At 73.7% G+C, this 16742-nt stretch carries 17 protein-coding genes and 1 riboswitch; of the genes, 12 read left to right on the top strand and 5 right to left on the bottom strand.

Annotated elements, in window-relative coordinates:
* Window positions 1-5 precede the first annotated feature (5 nt).
* The 3 genes from ACZ4VK_RS24355 (at window position 6) to ACZ4VK_RS24345 (ending at window position 2630) form a co-directional block, all read left to right on the top strand.
* Window positions 6-560, top strand: a complete 555-nt coding sequence (locus tag ACZ4VK_RS24355) for a hypothetical protein (RefSeq protein ID WP_468355618.1) — start codon at window positions 6-8, stop codon at window positions 558-560.
* Entirely contained in the window at window positions 557-2110 is a 1554-nt protein-coding gene (locus ACZ4VK_RS24350) for a protein kinase domain-containing protein (protein ID WP_468355615.1), read from the top strand. The genes ACZ4VK_RS24355 and ACZ4VK_RS24350 overlap by 4 nt, the downstream gene beginning before the upstream one ends.
* Before the next feature lie 121 nt (window positions 2111-2231).
* Window positions 2232-2630: an LppU/SCO3897 family protein gene (locus ACZ4VK_RS24345; RefSeq protein WP_468355611.1), complete on the top strand. Its 399-nt coding sequence runs from the start codon at window positions 2232-2234 to the stop codon at window positions 2628-2630.
* Between the two features lie 71 nt (window positions 2631-2701).
* Here the strand turns inward: ACZ4VK_RS24345 and ACZ4VK_RS24340 are convergent, their stop codons facing one another.
* From ACZ4VK_RS24340 to ACZ4VK_RS24330, 3 genes are all read right to left on the bottom strand, one after another.
* Window positions 2702-3058 carry a hypothetical protein gene (locus ACZ4VK_RS24340; protein ID WP_468355608.1) on the bottom strand — a complete coding sequence of 119 codons (357 nt, stop codon included), beginning with the start codon at window positions 3056-3058 and terminating at the stop codon, window positions 2702-2704.
* Complete coding sequence (locus ACZ4VK_RS24335; protein ID WP_468355605.1) at window positions 3055-3678, bottom strand: RNA polymerase sigma factor; 624 nt, start codon at window positions 3676-3678, stop codon at window positions 3055-3057. Before ACZ4VK_RS24335 ends, ACZ4VK_RS24340 begins: the two co-directional genes overlap by 4 nt.
* Window positions 3679-3754: 76 nt before the next feature.
* Window positions 3755-4216 (bottom strand): hypothetical protein, encoded by a 462-nt coding sequence (locus ACZ4VK_RS24330; protein WP_468355602.1) that lies wholly within the window; start codon window positions 4214-4216, stop codon window positions 3755-3757.
* A 157-nt stretch (window positions 4217-4373) separates the two neighbouring features.
* On the opposite strand from ACZ4VK_RS24330, the gene ACZ4VK_RS24325 reads away from it, so the two are divergent.
* Genes ACZ4VK_RS24325 through ACZ4VK_RS24315 form a run of 3 tightly spaced genes read left to right on the top strand, consistent with a single transcriptional unit; the run spans window position 4374 to window position 5877 of the window.
* A complete protein-coding gene (locus tag ACZ4VK_RS24325; RefSeq protein WP_468355600.1) occupies window positions 4374-4856 on the top strand; it encodes a MarR family winged helix-turn-helix transcriptional regulator in 483 nt (160 codons plus the stop codon).
* Entirely contained in the window at window positions 4853-5320 is a 468-nt protein-coding gene (locus ACZ4VK_RS24320) for a MarR family winged helix-turn-helix transcriptional regulator (RefSeq protein WP_468355598.1), read from the top strand. The genes ACZ4VK_RS24325 and ACZ4VK_RS24320 overlap by 4 nt, the downstream gene beginning before the upstream one ends.
* Before the next feature lie 38 nt (window positions 5321-5358).
* Complete coding sequence (locus ACZ4VK_RS24315; protein WP_468355596.1) at window positions 5359-5877, top strand: GNAT family N-acetyltransferase; 519 nt, start codon at window positions 5359-5361, stop codon at window positions 5875-5877.
* A 119-nt stretch (window positions 5878-5996) separates the two neighbouring features.
* On the opposite strand, the gene ACZ4VK_RS24310 is transcribed toward ACZ4VK_RS24315, so the two are convergent.
* A complete protein-coding gene (locus ACZ4VK_RS24310; RefSeq protein WP_468355594.1) occupies window positions 5997-8348 on the bottom strand; it encodes a YfhO family protein in 2352 nt (783 codons plus the stop codon).
* 126 nt (window positions 8349-8474) lie between these two features.
* Here ACZ4VK_RS24310 and ACZ4VK_RS24305 point away from each other — a divergent pair, with 126 nt between their 5' ends.
* The 3 genes from ACZ4VK_RS24305 to ACZ4VK_RS24295 all read left to right on the top strand — a co-directional run bounded on the left by ACZ4VK_RS24305 (window position 8475) and on the right by ACZ4VK_RS24295 (window position 11197).
* Window positions 8475-9494 (top strand): glycosyltransferase family 2 protein, encoded by a 1020-nt coding sequence (locus tag ACZ4VK_RS24305; RefSeq protein ID WP_468355592.1) that lies wholly within the window; start codon window positions 8475-8477, stop codon window positions 9492-9494.
* Between the two features lie 79 nt (window positions 9495-9573).
* Window positions 9574-10218: a SurA N-terminal domain-containing protein gene (locus ACZ4VK_RS24300; protein ID WP_468355589.1), complete on the top strand. Its 645-nt coding sequence runs from the start codon at window positions 9574-9576 to the stop codon at window positions 10216-10218.
* A gap of 19 nt (window positions 10219-10237) precedes the next feature.
* Window positions 10238-11197 (top strand): nucleoside triphosphate pyrophosphohydrolase, encoded by a 960-nt coding sequence (locus ACZ4VK_RS24295; protein WP_468355586.1) that lies wholly within the window; start codon window positions 10238-10240, stop codon window positions 11195-11197.
* A 231-nt stretch (window positions 11198-11428) separates the two neighbouring features.
* Here the strand turns inward: ACZ4VK_RS24295 and ACZ4VK_RS24290 are convergent, their stop codons facing one another.
* A complete protein-coding gene (locus ACZ4VK_RS24290; RefSeq protein ID WP_468355583.1) occupies window positions 11429-12628 on the bottom strand; it encodes a globin domain-containing protein in 1200 nt (399 codons plus the stop codon).
* A gap of 98 nt (window positions 12629-12726) precedes the next feature.
* Here ACZ4VK_RS24290 and ACZ4VK_RS24285 point away from each other — a divergent pair, with 98 nt between their 5' ends.
* From ACZ4VK_RS24285 to ACZ4VK_RS24275, 3 genes are all read left to right on the top strand, one after another.
* Complete coding sequence (locus ACZ4VK_RS24285) at window positions 12727-14022, top strand: cytochrome P450 family protein (RefSeq protein ID WP_468355580.1); 1296 nt, start codon at window positions 12727-12729, stop codon at window positions 14020-14022.
* A gap of 93 nt (window positions 14023-14115) precedes the next feature.
* Window positions 14116-15246, top strand: a complete 1131-nt coding sequence (locus ACZ4VK_RS24280) for a LysM peptidoglycan-binding domain-containing protein (RefSeq protein ID WP_468355577.1) — start codon at window positions 14116-14118, stop codon at window positions 15244-15246.
* A gap of 258 nt (window positions 15247-15504) precedes the next feature.
* Window positions 15505-15678, top strand: a riboswitch (cyclic di-AMP (ydaO/yuaA leader).
* 3 nt (window positions 15679-15681) lie between these two features.
* A complete protein-coding gene (locus ACZ4VK_RS24275) occupies window positions 15682-16398 on the top strand; it encodes a transglycosylase family protein (RefSeq protein WP_468355574.1) in 717 nt (238 codons plus the stop codon).
* The last annotated feature ends 344 nt before the right edge of the window (window positions 16399-16742 follow it).

The following is a 16742-nucleotide window of genomic DNA, read 5'->3' as shown; positions in this document are numbered from 1 at the left end:
GTCGTATGTACGGTCAGGTGCCCACACCCCCGCCGGCCCGGGCCACCGGCCCGTCGGCGGCCACGATCACCGTCCGTGTGCTCATCACGGTCCTGGTCGTCCTGTCCCTGGGCTTCCTCGCGTGGGTGGCGATGCTCCGGATCGCGATCATGCGGCGCTCCGGCCGTGACTGGGCGCTCTTCTGGGCCCATCTGGTGTTCAACATCGCCTGTGTGGTGCCGCTGGAGCAGCGGTTCGCCGACACCTGGATGAACACCGCGGGCATGGTGGTCCTGCTCGTCCAGATGGCGGTCGTGACCTGCTACTTCCTGGTCGTCGACATCCGCCACCACCAGCCCGCGCCGGTCCTGATCATGGTCCCGCCGCCCCCGGCGCGGCCGCCGTCCCCGCAGCCGCCGTCCCTCCGGCCGACCGTGCGTCAGCCGTACCCGTACCAGCCGATCGGCCACGTGCCGCCGCCCCAGCCGCCCGTCGCGCCCCGCATCGACCAGGTCCGCGCCGAGCTCGACGAGCTGAGCGACCTCCTGCGCACCCACAGAGAGGGCGACGAGCGGCCGTGAACGGACGTGTCATCGGCGGGCGTTACGAGCTCGCCACCGTCATCGGCCAGGGCGGCATGGGCCAGGTCTGGACGGCGTACGACGGAAGGCTGGACCGCCGGGTCGCGGTGAAGCTGCTCCGGCCGGCCACCATGACCGGCCCCGCGACCGCCGCCGAGGAACTGCGGCGCCGCTTCGTGCGGGAGTGCCGGGTGACCGCGCACGTCGACCACCCGGGGCTCGTCACCGTGCACGACGCCGGCAGCGAGGGCGACGACCTGTATCTCGTCATGCAGTACGTGGAGGGCGCGGACCTCGCCGACCACCTCGCCGAGCACGACCCGTACCCCTGGCCGTGGGCGGTCTCCGTCGCCGCGCAACTGTGCGCGGTGCTCGCCGCCGTCCACGCCGTACCGATCGTGCACCGCGACCTCAAGCCGCGGAACGTGATGGTCCGCCCGGACGGCTCGGTCGTCGTCCTCGACCTGGGCGTCGCCTCCGTCCTCGACTCGGACACCACCCGGCTCACCCACACCGGTTCGCCCATCGGCAGCCCCTCGTACATGGCGCCCGAGCAGGCCATGGGCGGCGCCGTCGGCCCGTCCACCGACCTGTACGCGCTGGGTGTCCTGCTCCACGAACTCCTCAGCGGCAACGTGCCGTTCGCCGGGTCCACCGCGCTCGGAGTCCTCCACCGGCATCTGTACGAGCCTCCCGTACCGCTCCGGCAGCTGCGGCCCGAGGTGCCCGAGGCCCTTGAATCGCTGGTGCTGCGGCTCCTCGCCAAGGACCCGCGGGAGCGGCCGTCCGGCGCGCACGAGGTGTACGAGCACCTCCTGCCGCTGCTCCCCGCGCGCGGGGCCCCGGCGGGACCGATGGACCCGACCCGGCCGTTCCTCCGCCCGCACGCGCCCTGGCCGGACCGCCCGGCGGCGCACCCGCAGGCCGCCGTCCCCACTGCTCCCGTCCTCGCTCCCGCTCCCGGCCCCGTCCCGGTGCCGGCTCCTCCGGCCGCCCGTACCGATGTCGCCGCCGCCGTCGACGAGGTCAAGCGGCTGCTCGGGGAGGGCTCGCTCACCCAGGCCGTGGACATCCTCGGCGGCATCCTGCCCGCCGCCGCGGCCGAACACGGCGAGCGTTCGCCGGTCGTCCACATCCTGCGCAAGCAGTACGCGTCGACGCTGATGGACGACGGTCAGTACCGGCGCGCCCTGCCGGAGTTGCGCCGGCTCGCGGCCGACCGCGACGCGGAGGCGGGCCCGGCCGATCCGGGGGCCCTGCAGTTCCGCTACGACGCGGCCCTCTGCCTGGAGCAGCTGGGGGAGACGGCCGCCGCCCTCGCGGAGTTCCGCGCGGTCCTGCCGTACTACGAGAGGGATCTCGCCCGTGCCTTCGACATCCGGCAGCGGATCGGGCTGCTGCTCGTGGCGGCGGGGGAGCACGCGGCGGGGCAGGACCAGCTCCAGCGGCTGCTGTTCGACGCGGAGCGCGCGTACGGCCCGTATCACCCGCTTCCGGTCGACTTGCGGCGGGTGCTCGACCACCAACGTCAGCTGGGGCCGCGCGCCTGACATGACGACAGGATCACGACTCGGCAAATGATCGGGGAGTGGATCTTCGTGATCCTTTTTGCCTCTTTTGGCACATGTAACGTTCGCGTCTGATCATGTCCGCGCTCACAAGGAACCTCTCATGACGACGCCCTCCGCGCCCCCCGCCCCCGAGCAGCCCGCCGCGCCCGAGCAGCCCGCCGCCCCCGCGAAGAAGGGCGGCCGCCTCCTCAAGAAGGTCGGTGGAGTCGTCGTCGCGATCATCGTCGCCCTCGCCGTGAAGTTCGGCCTCCCGCACCTCACCGGAGACGCCCCCGTGCACGCCCAGGCCGGCGAGTGCGTCACCGTGACGGGCCCCGACAACGACCCCAAGGTCGACACCACGGACTGCTCCTCCGGGAAGCCCGACCTGTTCAAGGTCGTCAAGGTCATCGACGGCACCTTCGACGTGAACCAGTGCGGCGCCGAGCTCTCCGCGCTCGCGCAGCAGCTGAACTCGGACAAGTTCGTGCTCTGCCTCGAAGAGGTCGCCGCGAAGTAGTCGCGCGCCGCGACCGCTTCAAAGGGCCGGAACCCCTCCCCGGGGGTTCCGGCCCTTGCGCGTAAGAGGGGTCACGGCTGCCCCAGGGCCCCCGGCGCCGAGGGTTCGGGATGCGCCACGGACGGGGCCGGCTGCGGGGTGGGCGGTGCCGTCGGCCTGCTGACGCCCGGACCGCGGGCGGGGGGCACCGGAACCGGGTCGGCCGGCCCGCCGGGCGCCAGGACGAACAGATACGCGGCGGCCGCCGCGACGGCCCCGCCGAGCGCCGCGAAGGCGAGGCCGCGCATGTGGCGCAGCCCCCGTTCACGCCCCTCGGGCGGCACGCCGGGGCGCAGGTCGCGGTAGGTCACGAGGGCGGCGCGGGCGGCGAACGCGGCGCGCAGCCGGTCCTCGGTGGTGGACGCGGAGTCCTCGGCACGCGGTCTCATCGGCCCGCCTCCAGCTTCTTCTCCAGGGCGTCGAGGGCGCGGCTCGCGGTGGACTTCACCGTGCCGCGCGAGAGCCCGAGCGTCTCGGCGATCTGGGCCTCGGTCAGCTCCGACCAGTAGCGCAGCACGAGCACCTCGCGCTGGCGCCGGGTCAGCCCCGCGAGCGCGTCGAGGACGTGCCGGTGTTCCTCGGCGAGCAGCAGACCCTCGTCGACGGGCGCCCCGGCGCCGGGGTGCGGCGGGGTGTACGCGCGCGCGGTGCGGCGCCTTCGCAGGACGGAACGGGCCGCGTTGGCCACGGCGGTGTGCAGATAGGCGCCCGGGTCCTGGAGCCCGCGGAGCGAGGTGCCGTACGTCCGGCACACGGCGGCGAACGCGTCCTGGACGACGTCCTCCGCGGTGGGGAGGTCGTCGACGAGGAAGAGCGCGAGCCGCACCATGTCGAGCCGCCGCGCCCGGTACAGCTCGGTGAGCGTGGGCGGCGGTTCGTGCCCGTGGGACGGGCCGACGGTCCGCGGATGGCGCTCCCGTGCCGGCGCGCCCCCGGTCCGTGAGGACAGGCGGGCGAGCAACCGGGACCACAGGGGCGGCGGTGCGATGGCGGGTAGGGCGTACGACAACTGCGCGGTCCTCACTCGTCGCGGGAGGCGCGGCCGGGCCGGCGGGGGAAGCCGGCCCGGCCGCGTCTCCGTGGTGCTACTTCCCGACGCCGGTTCCGGGCGCGATCACCCGGGGCGTGGCCTCGGCCGGCGCGGGCGCCGGTACGGGCCGGGCGGCGGGCGCGCCGGCCGGCGCGGGGGCGGCAGCCGGCGCCGGGGCGGCGGTCGGATGGGCGGGCGCGGGCGCGGGGGCCGCGGTGGGCTTGGCGGGCGCGGGCGCCGGGGCGGCGCTCGGCTTGGCCGGGGAGGGCGCGGGCGCCGGCGCGGCGGTCGGCCTGCCCGCGTCGACGACCTTCGGCGCGGGCGCCGGGGCGGGTGCGGCGGCCGGTGCCGCGTCGGCGGCCTCCGCCTGGGGCGCGGCCGGGGCGGGCCTGGGTGTGGAGTCGGAGTCGGCGGCGGCCTGCGCGGCGAAGCCGCCGCCGAGGAGCAGCGCGACACCGGCGACGACGCCCAGGACCCGGGGTCGGGGGCGGAGGTTCCGCTTGGCGTGGCTGGACATGGGTTCTCCCGAGGAAGAGGAAGTGGGAAGGGGACACGGTCTGAAGGGCGCCTTCAACCCACCAGACGTGCGTCACCGCCCGAGGTTGCGACCCGGGCCGGGAAAATTCCGAGGAAGATAGTAGCCATGGCTATGGTAGCCATGTACGGTATCTCGCGTGAGTGAAGCAACGGAGAGAGCCACGGCGGGATTCCTGGTCTGGCGCCTGTCGATGAAGTGGCGGGTGGCCGTCGACCGGGCGGTCGCGCCGCTGGGCCTGACGCACGCCCAGTACGCGCTGATGGCGTCGCTGTACGGCATGGCGCGCTCGGGCCTTCGGCCCAGCCAGCGCCGGCTCGCCGACCACACGGGCCTCGAAGCGCTGTACGTCTCCAAGCTGGCCCGCGCCCTTGAGGCGGCCGGCCTGGTCGCCCGTACCCGTGACCCGGACGACCCGCGCGCCATGCAGCTGTCGCTCACCGACGAGGGACGCGACGTCACACGCCGTGCGATCAGGGTGGTCCAGGGCCTCATCGACCAGTTCCTGGAGCCGCTCGGGGGACGGGACGGTCCGCGCGCCCGGCAGTTCACCCGCGACCTCGCGACCTTGCTCGACGCACCTCTTGATCCGCACACCGAGAACGACGAGGAGCAGTCATGACGACCACCGCACCCACCACCGCGACCCCGGCCCCGCCCGCGACCAACGGCCGGGTCATAGCCCTGGCGCACTACGCGGCCCGCGCCCTCCTGGAGCGTGTCCTGACCCGCCACGGCGTCACGTTCGAGCAGAGCGTGACGCTCCAGGCCGTCGTGCGCGCCGGCGGCTCCGCCGGCCGGGACGAACTCGTCGCCGACGTCACCGGCTCCCTCAAGTGCGACGCGTCGCACGTGCACGGCGTGATCGACGAACTGACGGCCGCCGGGCTCACGGAGACCGACCCGGAGACCTCCCGGCTCCGGTTCACGGCCGCGGGACAGGAGCTGCACGAGAGCACCAGCGCCGAATCCGCCCGGACCTCCGCCCGGTTGTACGCCGGCATCCCGGCCGAGGACCTCGCCGTCGCGGGCCGCGTGCTGACCCTGATCACCGAGCGCGCGAACGCCGAACTGGCAGGCGCCTGACCGTCGGTCCCGCGGCACCCGGGTGCCAGGATGTGCGCGTGACAGCGCCCCTCCCCGCCGCGTCCGTACGGACCGCCCGGCTCGACCTCGTGCCGCTCGCCGTCGCGCACGCCGAGGAGATGGCGGGGGTCCTCGCCGACCCCGCCCTGCACACCTTCATCGGCGGCGCCCCGCTCCCCGCGCCCGCACTGCGCGCGCGGTACGAGCGGCTGGTCGCCGGTTCGCCGGACCCGGCCACGGTCTGGGCGAACTGGGTCGTCCGGCTCCGTGCCGAGGACCGGCTGACCGGGACCGTGCAGGCCACGGTCACCGACGGCGGCCGGGTCGCGGAGGTCGCCTGGGTGATCGGCACGGACTGGCAGGGGCGGGGGATCGCCCGGGAGGCGGCCGAGGGCCTCGCCGGACTGCTGAGGGCCCACGGCGTCCGCACCCTCGTCGCGCACGTCCACCCGGACCACCCGGCCTCCGCCGCCGTCGCCCGCGCGGCCGGCCTCACCCCGACGGACGCCGTGGAGGACGGCGAGATCCGCTGGGAGCGGCACACACCCACCGTGTGACGCCGGGCAGGCCCCGGCGTCACCCCCGGCGGGCCGCCAGGGCGCCCCTCGGCCGGGTAGGCCCCGGCGTCACCCCCGGCGGGCCGCCAGGGCGCCCCTCGGCCGGGTAGGCCCCGGCGTCACCCCCGGCGGCCCGCCAAGGCGCCCCTCCTCACCGCCAGGACCCGGCCGAGGAGCAGCAGCGCCGCCGTCGCCCCCGCCGCCAGACCGGCCCGGAGGCCCGGGGGGCGGAAGGCGCAGTCGAGGACCGTGCCGCCGGGGCGGACGTCGATCGCGAGGAGTCCGCCGTACGAGGTCGCCCGGGCGCCCTCGCAGTGCCAGCCCGCGATCCGGGGGGCCGCCACGACCGCCGTGCCCGTCACGCCGGGCGGGAGGTCGGCCCGTATGCCGTCCGGGGTGACGTGGACCGAGGTCGCCGCACGGGCACGGAGGGCCGCGACCGCCGTGCGCAGCCGGTCGTGGTCCAGGCAGCCGAGCTCGCCGGGGCCCGGGAGGACTGGCTTCACGCCGGGGCCGGGCTGCGTGCCGAGGGACATCAGGGCCGCCCGCCGTTTCGGCTGCCCGCCGAGCAGCCGGGTCTCACGGCCGCCGAGGCTGGCCGTGCCCGTCGTGTCCGGCGCCCACAGGAAGACCTCGGTGCCGACAGGGCAGGCGCCCGCGCGCGGAGCCCCGTACACCCGCGCGCCGAGGAGGAGTTCCTGGTTGCGGAAGGGCGACGGGCCGTAGACCGGGGCAGGGCCGGGGGGCCGTACCGTCACGAGCGGCAGATACGTCTCCGTACGGACGACCGTGCCGTCCCGCCACCGTGCCCCCACCCCGAACAGCGCGTCCGTCACCGGGTTGTCCAGGCTCAGCAGGTTCCGGCCCCGCGAGGTCCAGCCGCCGCCGAGCGCGGTCAGCGTCTGCGTCAGGACCGCCGGGGTGTGGCTGGAGTAGTACGCGGCGCCCTGGCCGCCGAGCAGCAGCGGATCGTTGCCCGCGACCCGGGGCAGCCCCGCGTCCGTGCGGTACGCGGGCCAGCCGTCCGCCGCGGCGAGTGCGCCCGCCCGCCGCTCCTGCTCCGCGCCGAGCGGCGGATAGTCGTCGAGCCGGGCGAGCCGCTCCCGGTCCGCGTACGCGGTCGTCGCCGCCGACTGGCCGAGCAGCGTCCCGACCACCAGGAGCGCGCCGAGCACCCCGTACCGCCGGCGCGCCGGGAGCAGCAGCGCGCCCGCGACCGCCGCGAGGCCCGCGCCCGTGAACAGCAGCGCCCAGCCGGTGAGGAAGGGGCTGGCCAGTGCCCCCGCCGCCAGGGCCACGACGACCGCGGTGCCGCCGAGCAGCGACCGGCGGTCCGGGGGCCCGTGGGTGAGGCCCGTCCAGGCGGCGATGACGAGGACACCGGAGAGGACGAACGTCTGCCGGTACGGGCTGCCGTTCGGCGTCGCGAACGCGTGCCAGAGGAGGTGCGTCGGGCCCCACTGCATCGAGGCGACGACCGCCCCGCACAGACCCGCCCACAGCCAGCGCTCCCGGCCCGGCACGTCCCGGCGGAAGAGCAGCGTCCCCACGAGCAGCAGTACCGCCGTGCAGACGAAGGCCGCCGGGGTCGCGAAGCTGTACGTCACCGGGAGCAGCCGGGCGAGCAGGTCCGTGGCGGGCGCCGGGGCGAACTCCCGGACCAGGCCCGGGTGGGCGTACCGGGAGCCGAGGAACACGGGGACGAGGACGGGAGCGGCGAGGCCCATCCCGATGCCCGCCGTCACCGCCGCCCGCAGCAGGGTCCGTACCCGGAAGGAGTCCGTCACCGCCAGGCGCACGAGGAGGACCAGGGCGGCGCCGAGCATCGCCATGTACGCCGTATAGAAGTTCGCGACCCAGCAGACCGCGACCACCAGCGGCCCGAGGAGCGGCCGCCGGCCCTCCCGTACCCACTCGCCGACCAGGCAGAGCAGCGGGAAGGCGATCAGGCCGTCCAGCCACATCGGGTTGTACGTGCCCTCCGCGAGCGACCAGCCGCACAGCGCGTACGAGGCGCCCAGGACCGTCGCCCACCACCAGGCCCCGCGACCCAGGGGGTGGCCCGCCGCTCGTGTCGGGCCCGCGACACCCCCGAGCCGGCGCAGCAGGAACGTCATGGCCACCGCCGCGGCCGCCGTCTTCAGGACGGTGACCGCGTACACCGCGTACTCGATGTCCCCGCGCGGAAGGAGCGCGACCAGCGGGGCGAAGGGGCTCGACAGATAGGTGCCGTAGTCGGGGAGGAAGCTCGTGCCCCAGCCCGCCCGCCAGTCGAGCAGGAGCCCGCCGTCCGCCCGGCCGCGCAGCAGGTCCCACAGGTGCGTGTGGAACGGGACGAACTGGTTCGCGAGGTCGTTGACGGCCCGGTGGCGCGGCCCGAAGGGGAAGACCCGGGCGGCGGCGTCCCCACCGCAGACGGCCGCCACGGCGAGGAGGGCGGAGAGGAGGCAGGAGCGCGTGGTGTTCGGCATGACGGCTCGAATATGCCAGCGAACGGCGGGGAGGAACCGGGCACGGCCGACCCGTTCACGCGATGGTCGCCTGACGGTCATCCCCGTGGACCGGCCGGGTCACCGCGCTCCGTTGTCGTGGTCCGCGTGCTGCTATCGATCGTCGTCCCGTGCTTCAACGAGGAGGACGTCCTCGCCCGTTTCCACGACCGCGTGACCACCGAACTCGCCCGGCTCGACGGCGAGTTCGAGATCGTCTACGTGGACGACGGAAGCCGGGACGGGACCCTCCCGCTCCTCCAGGAGCTCGCCGCGCGCGACCCGCGCCACGTCCGCTACGTCTCCTTCAGCCGTAACTTCGGCAAGGAGGCGGCGATGCTGGCCGGACTCCGCAACGCCGCCGGTGACGCCGTCGTGATCATGGACGCCGACCTCCAGCACCCGCCGGAGCTCGTGCACCGCATGGTCGCGCTGCACGCCGAGGGGTACGACCAGGTCGTCGCCCGCCGCACCCGCGAGGGCGACCGCGTCACCCGTACCCTCACCGCCCGCCTCTACTACCGGGCGATCAACCGGCTCGTCGACGTCGAGCTCGTCGACGGCGTCGGCGACTTCCGGCTCCTGTCCCGCCGTACCGTCGACGCGGTCCTCGGCCTCGGCGAGTACAACCGCTTCTCCAAGGGCCTCTTCTCCTGGGTCGGCTTCCGCACCACGACGTTCTCCTACGAGAACGCCGTCCGCGAGCAGGGCCGCTCCACGTGGACCTTCGGCAAGCTCCTCAACTACGGCCTCGACGGCCTCCTCTCCTTCAACAACAAGCCGCTGCGGGCCGCCGTCCACCTCGGCCTCCTCCTCGTCCTCGTCGCCCTCGGCTACGCGGCCTGGATCGTCGTCGACGCCCTCGCCAACGGCGTCGACACCCCCGGCTACGTCACCCTGCTCGTCGCCGTCACCGCCCTCGCCGGCGTCCAGATGGTGATGGTCGGACTGATCGGCGAGTACGTCGGCCGCATCTACTACGAGGTCAAGCGACGGCCCCACTACCTGGTGAAGGAGACACACGAGTCCCCGGTGAAGGAGACACAGGAGAGGCCCGAGACAGGGCAGGTACGGGCCGACACCCGGGGTGCCGGTGAGTCGTTGTGGGAAACAGTCGCACCGAAGTAGTGGCTCCGGCCCCGGCGACTCCCTACCATCGATCACCGCAAGGTCGTTCCACTGACGCACGACCGCCCGGGAGGCTCCTTTGCACCGCCGCACCGCGCTCACCGTCTCCGCCGCGCTCCTCGCCGCGGCCCCGCTGCTCACCGCCTGCGGCAGTGACGCCCACCCAGGAGCGGCGGCCGTCGTCGGCGGTGAACGGATCGACGTCTCCAGCCTCCAGGCCCAGGTGAAGGACGTCCGCGCCGCGCAGGAACGTTCCCCGCAGGCCGCCCAGCTCGTCCAGGCCACCGGCGACCTGTCCCGCCGCAAGCTCAACGTCATGATCTTCGACCGGGTCGTCGACAAGGTCGCCGCGGACAACGGCGTCACCGTCACCCGCGCCGAGCTCCAGCAGACCAGGACCGCGTTCGTCCGCGAGAGCGGCGGCGAGGACCGGCTCGCCACCGTCCTCCTCCAGGAGCAGGGCGTGGCCCCCGGCCAGATCGACGAGGTCGTCCGCCGCAACGTCCTCATGAACAAGATCGCCGCCAAGCTCGGCGTCACGGACACCCCCGAGGGCCAGAAGAAGCTCACGGACGTCTTCTCCGCCGCGTCCAAGGCCCTCGCCATCGACGTCAACCCGCGCTACGGCGCCTGGGACGACGCCCAGGTCCGGCTCTCCGCCACCACCGCGCCCTGGCTGCGCCGGATCAGCCAGGACCCGGGGGCCCTCCCGGCCGGTGCCTGAGGGCGGGTAAGTTCGAGGGGTGACCTCTGAGAGCCCCGGCCGCATCGTCCTGCTCACCGCCAGCCACCGCGTGGCCCCCGGACTCCTGTCCTGGCCCGCGTGGCAGGCGCTGCACGCCGCGGACCGGGTGCTCTGCCCCGACGAGCACCACCCCCAGCTGCCGTACCTGCGGGAGGCCGGGGTCGCCGTCGAGCACCTCAGGCCCACCGCCGAGGAACTCGTCGAGGCGTGCGCCGGCGGCCGGACCGTGCTGCTGCTCCCCTCCGGCGAGGGCGACCGGGCGCTGACCGACGGCCTCGCCCGGCTCGCCGGCTCCGGCCGCTTCTCCATGCCCGACCTCGAACTGCTGCCCGGCTCGTACGACCTGCCCGGCGCCCGGCTCCTCGACGTCGTGCAGATCATGGACCGCATCCGCCGCGAGTGCCCGTGGTCCTCGCGGCAGACCCACAAGGGGCTCACCAAGTACGGCATCGAGGAGGCGTACGAACTCGTCGAGGCGATCGAGGACGGCGACCGGGACGAGCTGCGCGAGGAACTCGGGGACGTGCTCCTGCAGGTCGTCTTCCACGCCCGGATCGCCGAGGAGGACCCGGAGGAGCCCTTCTCCGTGGACGACGTCGCGGGGACCCTCGTCGAGAAGCTGATCCTCCGGCACCCGCACGTCTTCGGCGACGAGACCGCGGAGACCCCGGAGGAGGTCCGGGCGCACTGGCTGCGGACCAAGGCGATCGAGAAGCAGCGGGAGTCCGTCACCGACGGCGTGCCGCTGGGACAGCCGGGCCTCGCGCTCGCGACGAAGCTCGCGGGCCGCGTACGGACGGCCGGCCTCGACGTACCGCTGCCGAAGGGCGAGGGCGTCGGGTACGAGCTCCTCGCGCTCGCCGCCCGGGCGGAGGCGTCGGGCGTGGACCCGGAGGCGGCCCTGCGCGCGGCGGCCAGGACGTACCGGGACGCGATCCGCGCGGCGGAGGGCCTCTAGGGGGTGTCTTGCCGATCAGGCCGGGCTCGCGGCGTCTGGCACCGCACCTCGCCGCGTTGTCGTCGGTCCACAACGCTCCGCGTTGCCTCCCTCCTCCGCCTTGCGATGCACGGCACCAGACGCCGCTCCCTGATCCGGCCTGATCGACAAGACACCCCCTAGGGGGAAAGTCCCGCCTGGCTCGCGGCGCGGACAGGCCCCAGGCCTGGGAGGCCCGCGGCGACGGCCGGCTCAGAGTTCGCGCGGTGCGCGGGCCTCCGGGTCGTGCCAGGGCGTGGACGGGGGGCCCAGGAGGCGTTCGGCCGCGGTGCTCGGGCGGACGGTGAAGCGGCCCACCGGCGGCAGCGTGTCGTGGTGGATCCTGGCCGCCTCGGTGCCGAGCTCCACGAGCGTCTCGGCGACCTCCGTCAGGAAGCCGGGCGGCCCGGCGAGGTACACGTCGTGCGCGGCCCAGTGGACACAGGCCCGCAGCGACTGGAGCAGCCGCTCGGTCGCCTGGTCCTTGGGATGTCCGGGCGCCGACGTGATGTAGGTGACGCTCAGCCCCGGGAGCCGTTCCCTCAGGTGCTCGGCGTCCCGCCGCCCGTACAGGTACTCCTTCGCGCGGGCCACGACGAACAGCCGGCCCTTCAGCTCCGGCTCGGCCTCCGCCGCCGCCGCGAGCAGCGCCCGCACCGGGGCCCAGCCCGTACCGGCGCATATGTACGTACGGAGACCGCCGGGTTCCGTGCACGCGGTGAGGCCGCCGCCGGGCGCGCTGAGCCGCAGGGTCTCGCCAGGGCCCGTCTCGTCGACGAGCGCCGTGCTCATCGCGCCGCCCCTGATCCGGCTCACGTGCAGCTCCACGGTGCCGTCGGGGCGGGGCGCGTCCGCGAGGGAGTACGTCCGCCAGACGCGCGGGACGCGCAGCGAGCTGACGCTGACGTACTGGCCGGGGAGGTACGGCAGGGGCTGCCGGGGCCGCAGGGTGAGGACGGCCAGGTCCTCGCCGAACCGTTCGTGCCGGACGACGTCCGCGTCCCACCAGGCCGGCTCCCCGGCCGCGGCCGCCTCGTCGGCGCCCGCCAGCATCAGGTCGGCGACCCGTCCGTACGCCTCCGTCCACGCCTTCTCGGCGTCCGGCGTCCAGGCGGATCCGGCGGCGTGCGCGAACGCGGCGAGCAGGCTCGACCCGACGGCGGCGTAGAGCGCGGGGGAGGCGAGGAACTTGCGGTGGTCACGGCCGAGGCGCCCCAGGTACTCCGTGAGCCCCGGCGTCTCCAGATGGGTCACGACGTGGGTGAGCGCGGCGAAGAGACGGTCCCGCTGGGGCCGCATGTCCTCGGGGAACAGCTCGCGCAGGGCCGGGTTGTTCCAGAAAAGATGCGAGTAGAAGAAGGTGACGGCGTGTTCGGCCCGTCTCTCGACGACCGCGAACGTGCTTCTGAGCATCTGAGGATCCACCGACACGAATCTAGGGCACGGCATCCCCTCGTGATCACGGGATCTTCACAGACCTCACCGCCGGAGCCGCCCTGTACGGTCGGAGGGTGAGCACCACCCCCGGCCCCCGCCCCGCCCCCTCGCCCGCCCCCGAGCTCTTCACCTGGGAGTTCGCCGCCGATCCGTACCCCGCGTACGCCTGGCTGCGGGAGCACGCGCCCGTGCACCGGACGACCCTGCCGAGCGGCGTCGAGGCCTGGCTCGTGACCCGCTACGGCGACGCCCGGCAGGCCCTGGCCGACCAGCGGCTGTCGAAGAACCCGGCGCACCACGCGGAGTCCCCGCTCGCGAAGGGCAAGACGGGCATTCCGGGCGAGCGCAAGGCCGAGCTGATGACCCATCTGCTCAACATCGACCCGCCCGACCACACCCGGCTGCGGCGCCTCGTCTCGAAGGCCTTCACCCCGCGCCGGGTCGCCGAGTTCACCCCGCGGGTGCAGGAGCTGACCGACCGGCTCATCGACTCCTTCGTGGAGAGGGGGAGCGCCGACCTCATCCACGAGTTCGCCTTCCCGCTGCCCATCTACGCCATCTGCGACCTGCTCGGCGTGCCCGAGGAGGACCAGGACGACTTCCGGGACTGGGCCGGGATGATGATCCGGCACGGCGGCGGGCCCCGGGGCGGGGTCGCCCGGTCGGTGAAGAAGATGCGCGGCTACCTCGCCGAGCTGATCCACCGGAAGCGGATCGATCCCGGCGACGACCTGATCTCCGGGCTCATCAAGGCCTCGGACCACGGCGAGCACCTCACCGAGAACGAGGCCGCCGCCATGGCCTTCATCCTGCTGTTCGCCGGCTTCGAGACGACCGTGAACCTCATCGGCAACGGCATGTACCAGCTGCTGCGCCACCCCGAGCAGCGCGAGCGGCTCCAGGCCTCGATCGCGGCGGGCGAGACCGGGCTCCTGGAGACGGGAGTGGAGGAACTGCTGCGGTACGACGGGCCCGTGGAGATGGCCACCTGGCGGTACGCCACCGAGCCGCTGACCATCGGCGGACAGGAGATCCCGGCGGGCGACCCGGTGCTCGTGGTGCTCGCCGCCGCCGACCGTGACCCCGAGCGGTTCGAAGGGCCGGACACCCTCGACCTCGCCCGGCGCGACAACCAGCACCTCGGGTACGGGCACGGCATCCACTACTGCCTGGGAGCACCGCTCGCCCGGCTCGAGGGACAGACGGCGCTGGCGACCCTGCTGACCCGCCTCCCGGACCTGCGACTTGCCGCCGAGCCGGCCGAACTGCGGTGGCGCGGGGGGCTCATCATGCGGGGATTGCGCACGCTTCCGGTGGGATTCACCCCGTCCGTACCGCTCCAGCACAGTGACGGCGTGTCAGAAATGTGATCTTCGCGTGATCGTGAGGCCATCGACTTGTGACGAGCGTTCGAATACCGCTACGTTCGCCGCACTCTCAGCCGTCACGCGAAAGGCGCTCCTATGCGTTCCGGGAACGGACGACACCGTCGCCCCCGTCAGGCCCCCGCCATCGTCGTCGCCGCCGGTGTGACCGGATCCGCCATGGCGCTGCCGCTGCTCGCCACCGGATCCGCCTCCGCCGCCGACGCGGCCACCTGGGACCGGGTCGCCGAGTGCGAGTCCGGCGGCCAGTGGAGCGCCAACTTCGGCAACGGCATGTACGGCGGGCTCCAGTTCACCCAGGACAGCTGGGAGCGGCACGGGGGCCTGGCGTACGCGCCCAGCGCCGACCTGGCCAGCCGGGCCCAGCAGATCGCGGTGGCCGAGAAGGCCCTCGCCAAGGGCTCCACCGAGTGGGCCACCTGCGCGCCGATCGCCGGTCTCCTCAACGACGGCACGGCCCCCGGCGTGGACCCCGGCCCCGCCTCCGTCCCGAAGGTCCCCACGGGGCCGGTCGTCGAGTCGAACAGGACCCTGGGCCTTCCGGAGGCCTCCACGGGCTCCACCGGGGCCGAGGAGGCCACGGAGGGGACCACGGGCACCGTCGCGCCGACCGCTCCCGTCACTCCGAGCGCGCCCGCCACGTCGACCACGCCGGTCTCGCCGACCGCGCCCGGGGTACCCACCACGCCGGTGAGTCCCTCCGCGCCGACCGACTCGACCACCCCGGCCGTGGACCCGAGCGCGCCGACCGCGCCGGGCACCCCGACCGCCCCGGTCACCCCTGACGCGTCCGGTACGCCCGGTTCGTCCGTCACGCCCGGCGCTCCGGAGGGTGACACGTCGTCGGCCACTCCCGGAAGCGGGAAGCACCGGGGCGAGGTCGCACCGGAGGAAACCGGCAAGGCGGACACTTCACTTGAATCGGGTAGACATGCCTCGCCCGGGAGCAAGGTGACCGAAACGCCTCTCGTGTCGACGCCGACCGAGGGCGCTAAGGATTCGGGCGCAACGGACAGTCAGGGCACTTCGGACGCGTACACCGTGCAGCCGGGCGACAGCCTGTCCGACATCGCGCAGGAGAACGAACTCCTCGGAGGCTGGACCGCCCTCTATGACGCCAACCGGCAGACGGTAGGCGTCGATCCGGACCTCATCCTCCCTGGCCAGAGCCTCGACCTGACGATCGGTTCGCCCGCGACGGCCGAGTGATTCAGGGGCCTATGTCCGGTTCTGTGCAAGTGAGACATGGGTCTCTTCACTCCAACTGGCGTGTCCTGACCGTAACTTTTGCCTCCGCCACCTCTCACCTGCGCAAACGTCACTCCTGGAAGGGCGGGTAGGGGCGATATTTCCGCAATACGCCTCTTTGAACTTCCGGTGGGTCTGTGTCTACGGTCTTAACCGCTCGCCACCGCGGGCCCCGTCGACCGAAACGCCGAATCCTGCCGTCGGCCGATGGGAACAGTCGTCGCGTCAGCGCCGAAGGCAGGAGTGGGGGACCCAAGGTAAGTGCCGTTCCCGGCCGTTGAGACAGACGGCCGACGACCGGCTTGGGGTGAAGCCGCGTGCTAGGACACGCGGCCGGGCAACTTTCCGGCCCGAACCCGACAGCTCACCTCACAGGCGTCGGTGAGGAGAATCTCCATGCTGTTTTCCGGCAAGGGCAAACACCGCCGTCCCTCCAAGGCCACCCAGGTCGCCACGCTCGTCGGCGTCACCGGTGTCGCCGTCGCGGCCCCGCTGATGACCGCGGGCACCGCCTCGGCCGCCACGGCCTCCGAGTGGGACCGCGTCGCCCAGTGCGAGTCCGGCGGCAACTGGTCCATCAACACGGGCAACGGCTACTACGGCGGCCTCCAGTTCTCGGCCTCCACCTGGGCCGCGTACGGCGGCACCGCCTACGCCTCGACGGCCAACCAGGCGTCGAAGTCCCAGCAGATCGCCATCGCCGAGAAGGTCCTCGCGGGCCAGGGCAAGGGTGCCTGGCCGAGCTGTGGCGTGGGCCTCTCCAGCGCCACCTACACCGGCGGAGCCGCCGAGAGCGCCCCGCAGCCGGAGCGGAAGGCCGAGCAGCCGACCACCCGCAGCGAGCAGCGCCAGGTCCCGCAGAAGGCCGCGCAGCCGAAGGTCGCGCAGAAGGCCGCCCCGCAGACCACGGCCAAGAAGACCGTCACCACCCCGACCGGCAAGAAGGTCAAGAAGGGTGACGGCGAGTACAAGGTCACGGCCGGCGACACCCTCAGCACCATCGCCCAGAAGCAGGGCGTCGACGGCGGCTGGGCCGAGCTCTTCGAGCTCAACAAGGACGTCGTCGAGAACGCCGACCTCATCTACCCGGGCCAGCAGCTCCACCTGAAGTAAGGCCCGGGCGGTCCGCGTGAGTCCGGCGGCTCGCGCGACCCCCACGACCCTCCCCGCGGTGACCACCCCGGTCCGGCGCGCCCTCCCCCGTGCGCGCCGGACCGGGGTTCCGCCGTCTTACGGGTCCCCGACGGTCACCGCCCAGGGCCGTCTGCGGGCCCCCACGGTTACCGTCCAGTAGATACGGGTGCCTTCGTCCCGGGATGCATGCCCTTGGGTCCTTTTTCGTCCCAGGGGGCGGGCGCCCGGCTGGCCGGAGCCCCCGAGCCGGTTAGGCTCTTGTCGCAAGGCCAAGCGACCCTGCACCGACCTTGCGTCACATCCAGCGTCACATCCCAGAAGGA

The organism is Streptomyces sp. NPDC028711, assembly GCF_055565415.1.
The sequence above is the reverse complement of the archived record's forward strand: the minus strand, read 5'-3'. Positions and strand labels throughout refer to the sequence as shown.

Coding starts and splice junctions, on each gene's coding strand:
- ACZ4VK_RS24355 (WP_468355618.1), top strand. CDS start 6: ATGTACGGTCAGGTGCCCACACCCCCGCCGGCCCGGGCCACCGGCCCG.
- ACZ4VK_RS24345 (WP_468355611.1), top strand. CDS start 2,232: ATGACGACGCCCTCCGCGCCCCCCGCCCCCGAGCAGCCCGCCGCGCCC.
- ACZ4VK_RS24340 (WP_468355608.1), bottom strand. CDS start 3,058: ATGAGACCGCGTGCCGAGGACTCCGCGTCCACCACCGAGGACCGGCTG.
- ACZ4VK_RS24330 (WP_468355602.1), bottom strand. CDS start 4,216: ATGTCCAGCCACGCCAAGCGGAACCTCCGCCCCCGACCCCGGGTCCTG.
- ACZ4VK_RS24320 (WP_468355598.1), top strand. CDS start 4,853: ATGACGACCACCGCACCCACCACCGCGACCCCGGCCCCGCCCGCGACC.
- ACZ4VK_RS24310 (WP_468355594.1), bottom strand. CDS start 8,348: ATGCCGAACACCACGCGCTCCTGCCTCCTCTCCGCCCTCCTCGCCGTG.
- ACZ4VK_RS24290 (WP_468355583.1), bottom strand. CDS start 12,628: ATGCTCAGAAGCACGTTCGCGGTCGTCGAGAGACGGGCCGAACACGCC.
- ACZ4VK_RS24280 (WP_468355577.1), top strand. CDS start 14,116: ATGCGTTCCGGGAACGGACGACACCGTCGCCCCCGTCAGGCCCCCGCC.
- ACZ4VK_RS24275 (WP_468355574.1), top strand. CDS start 15,682: ATGCTGTTTTCCGGCAAGGGCAAACACCGCCGTCCCTCCAAGGCCACC.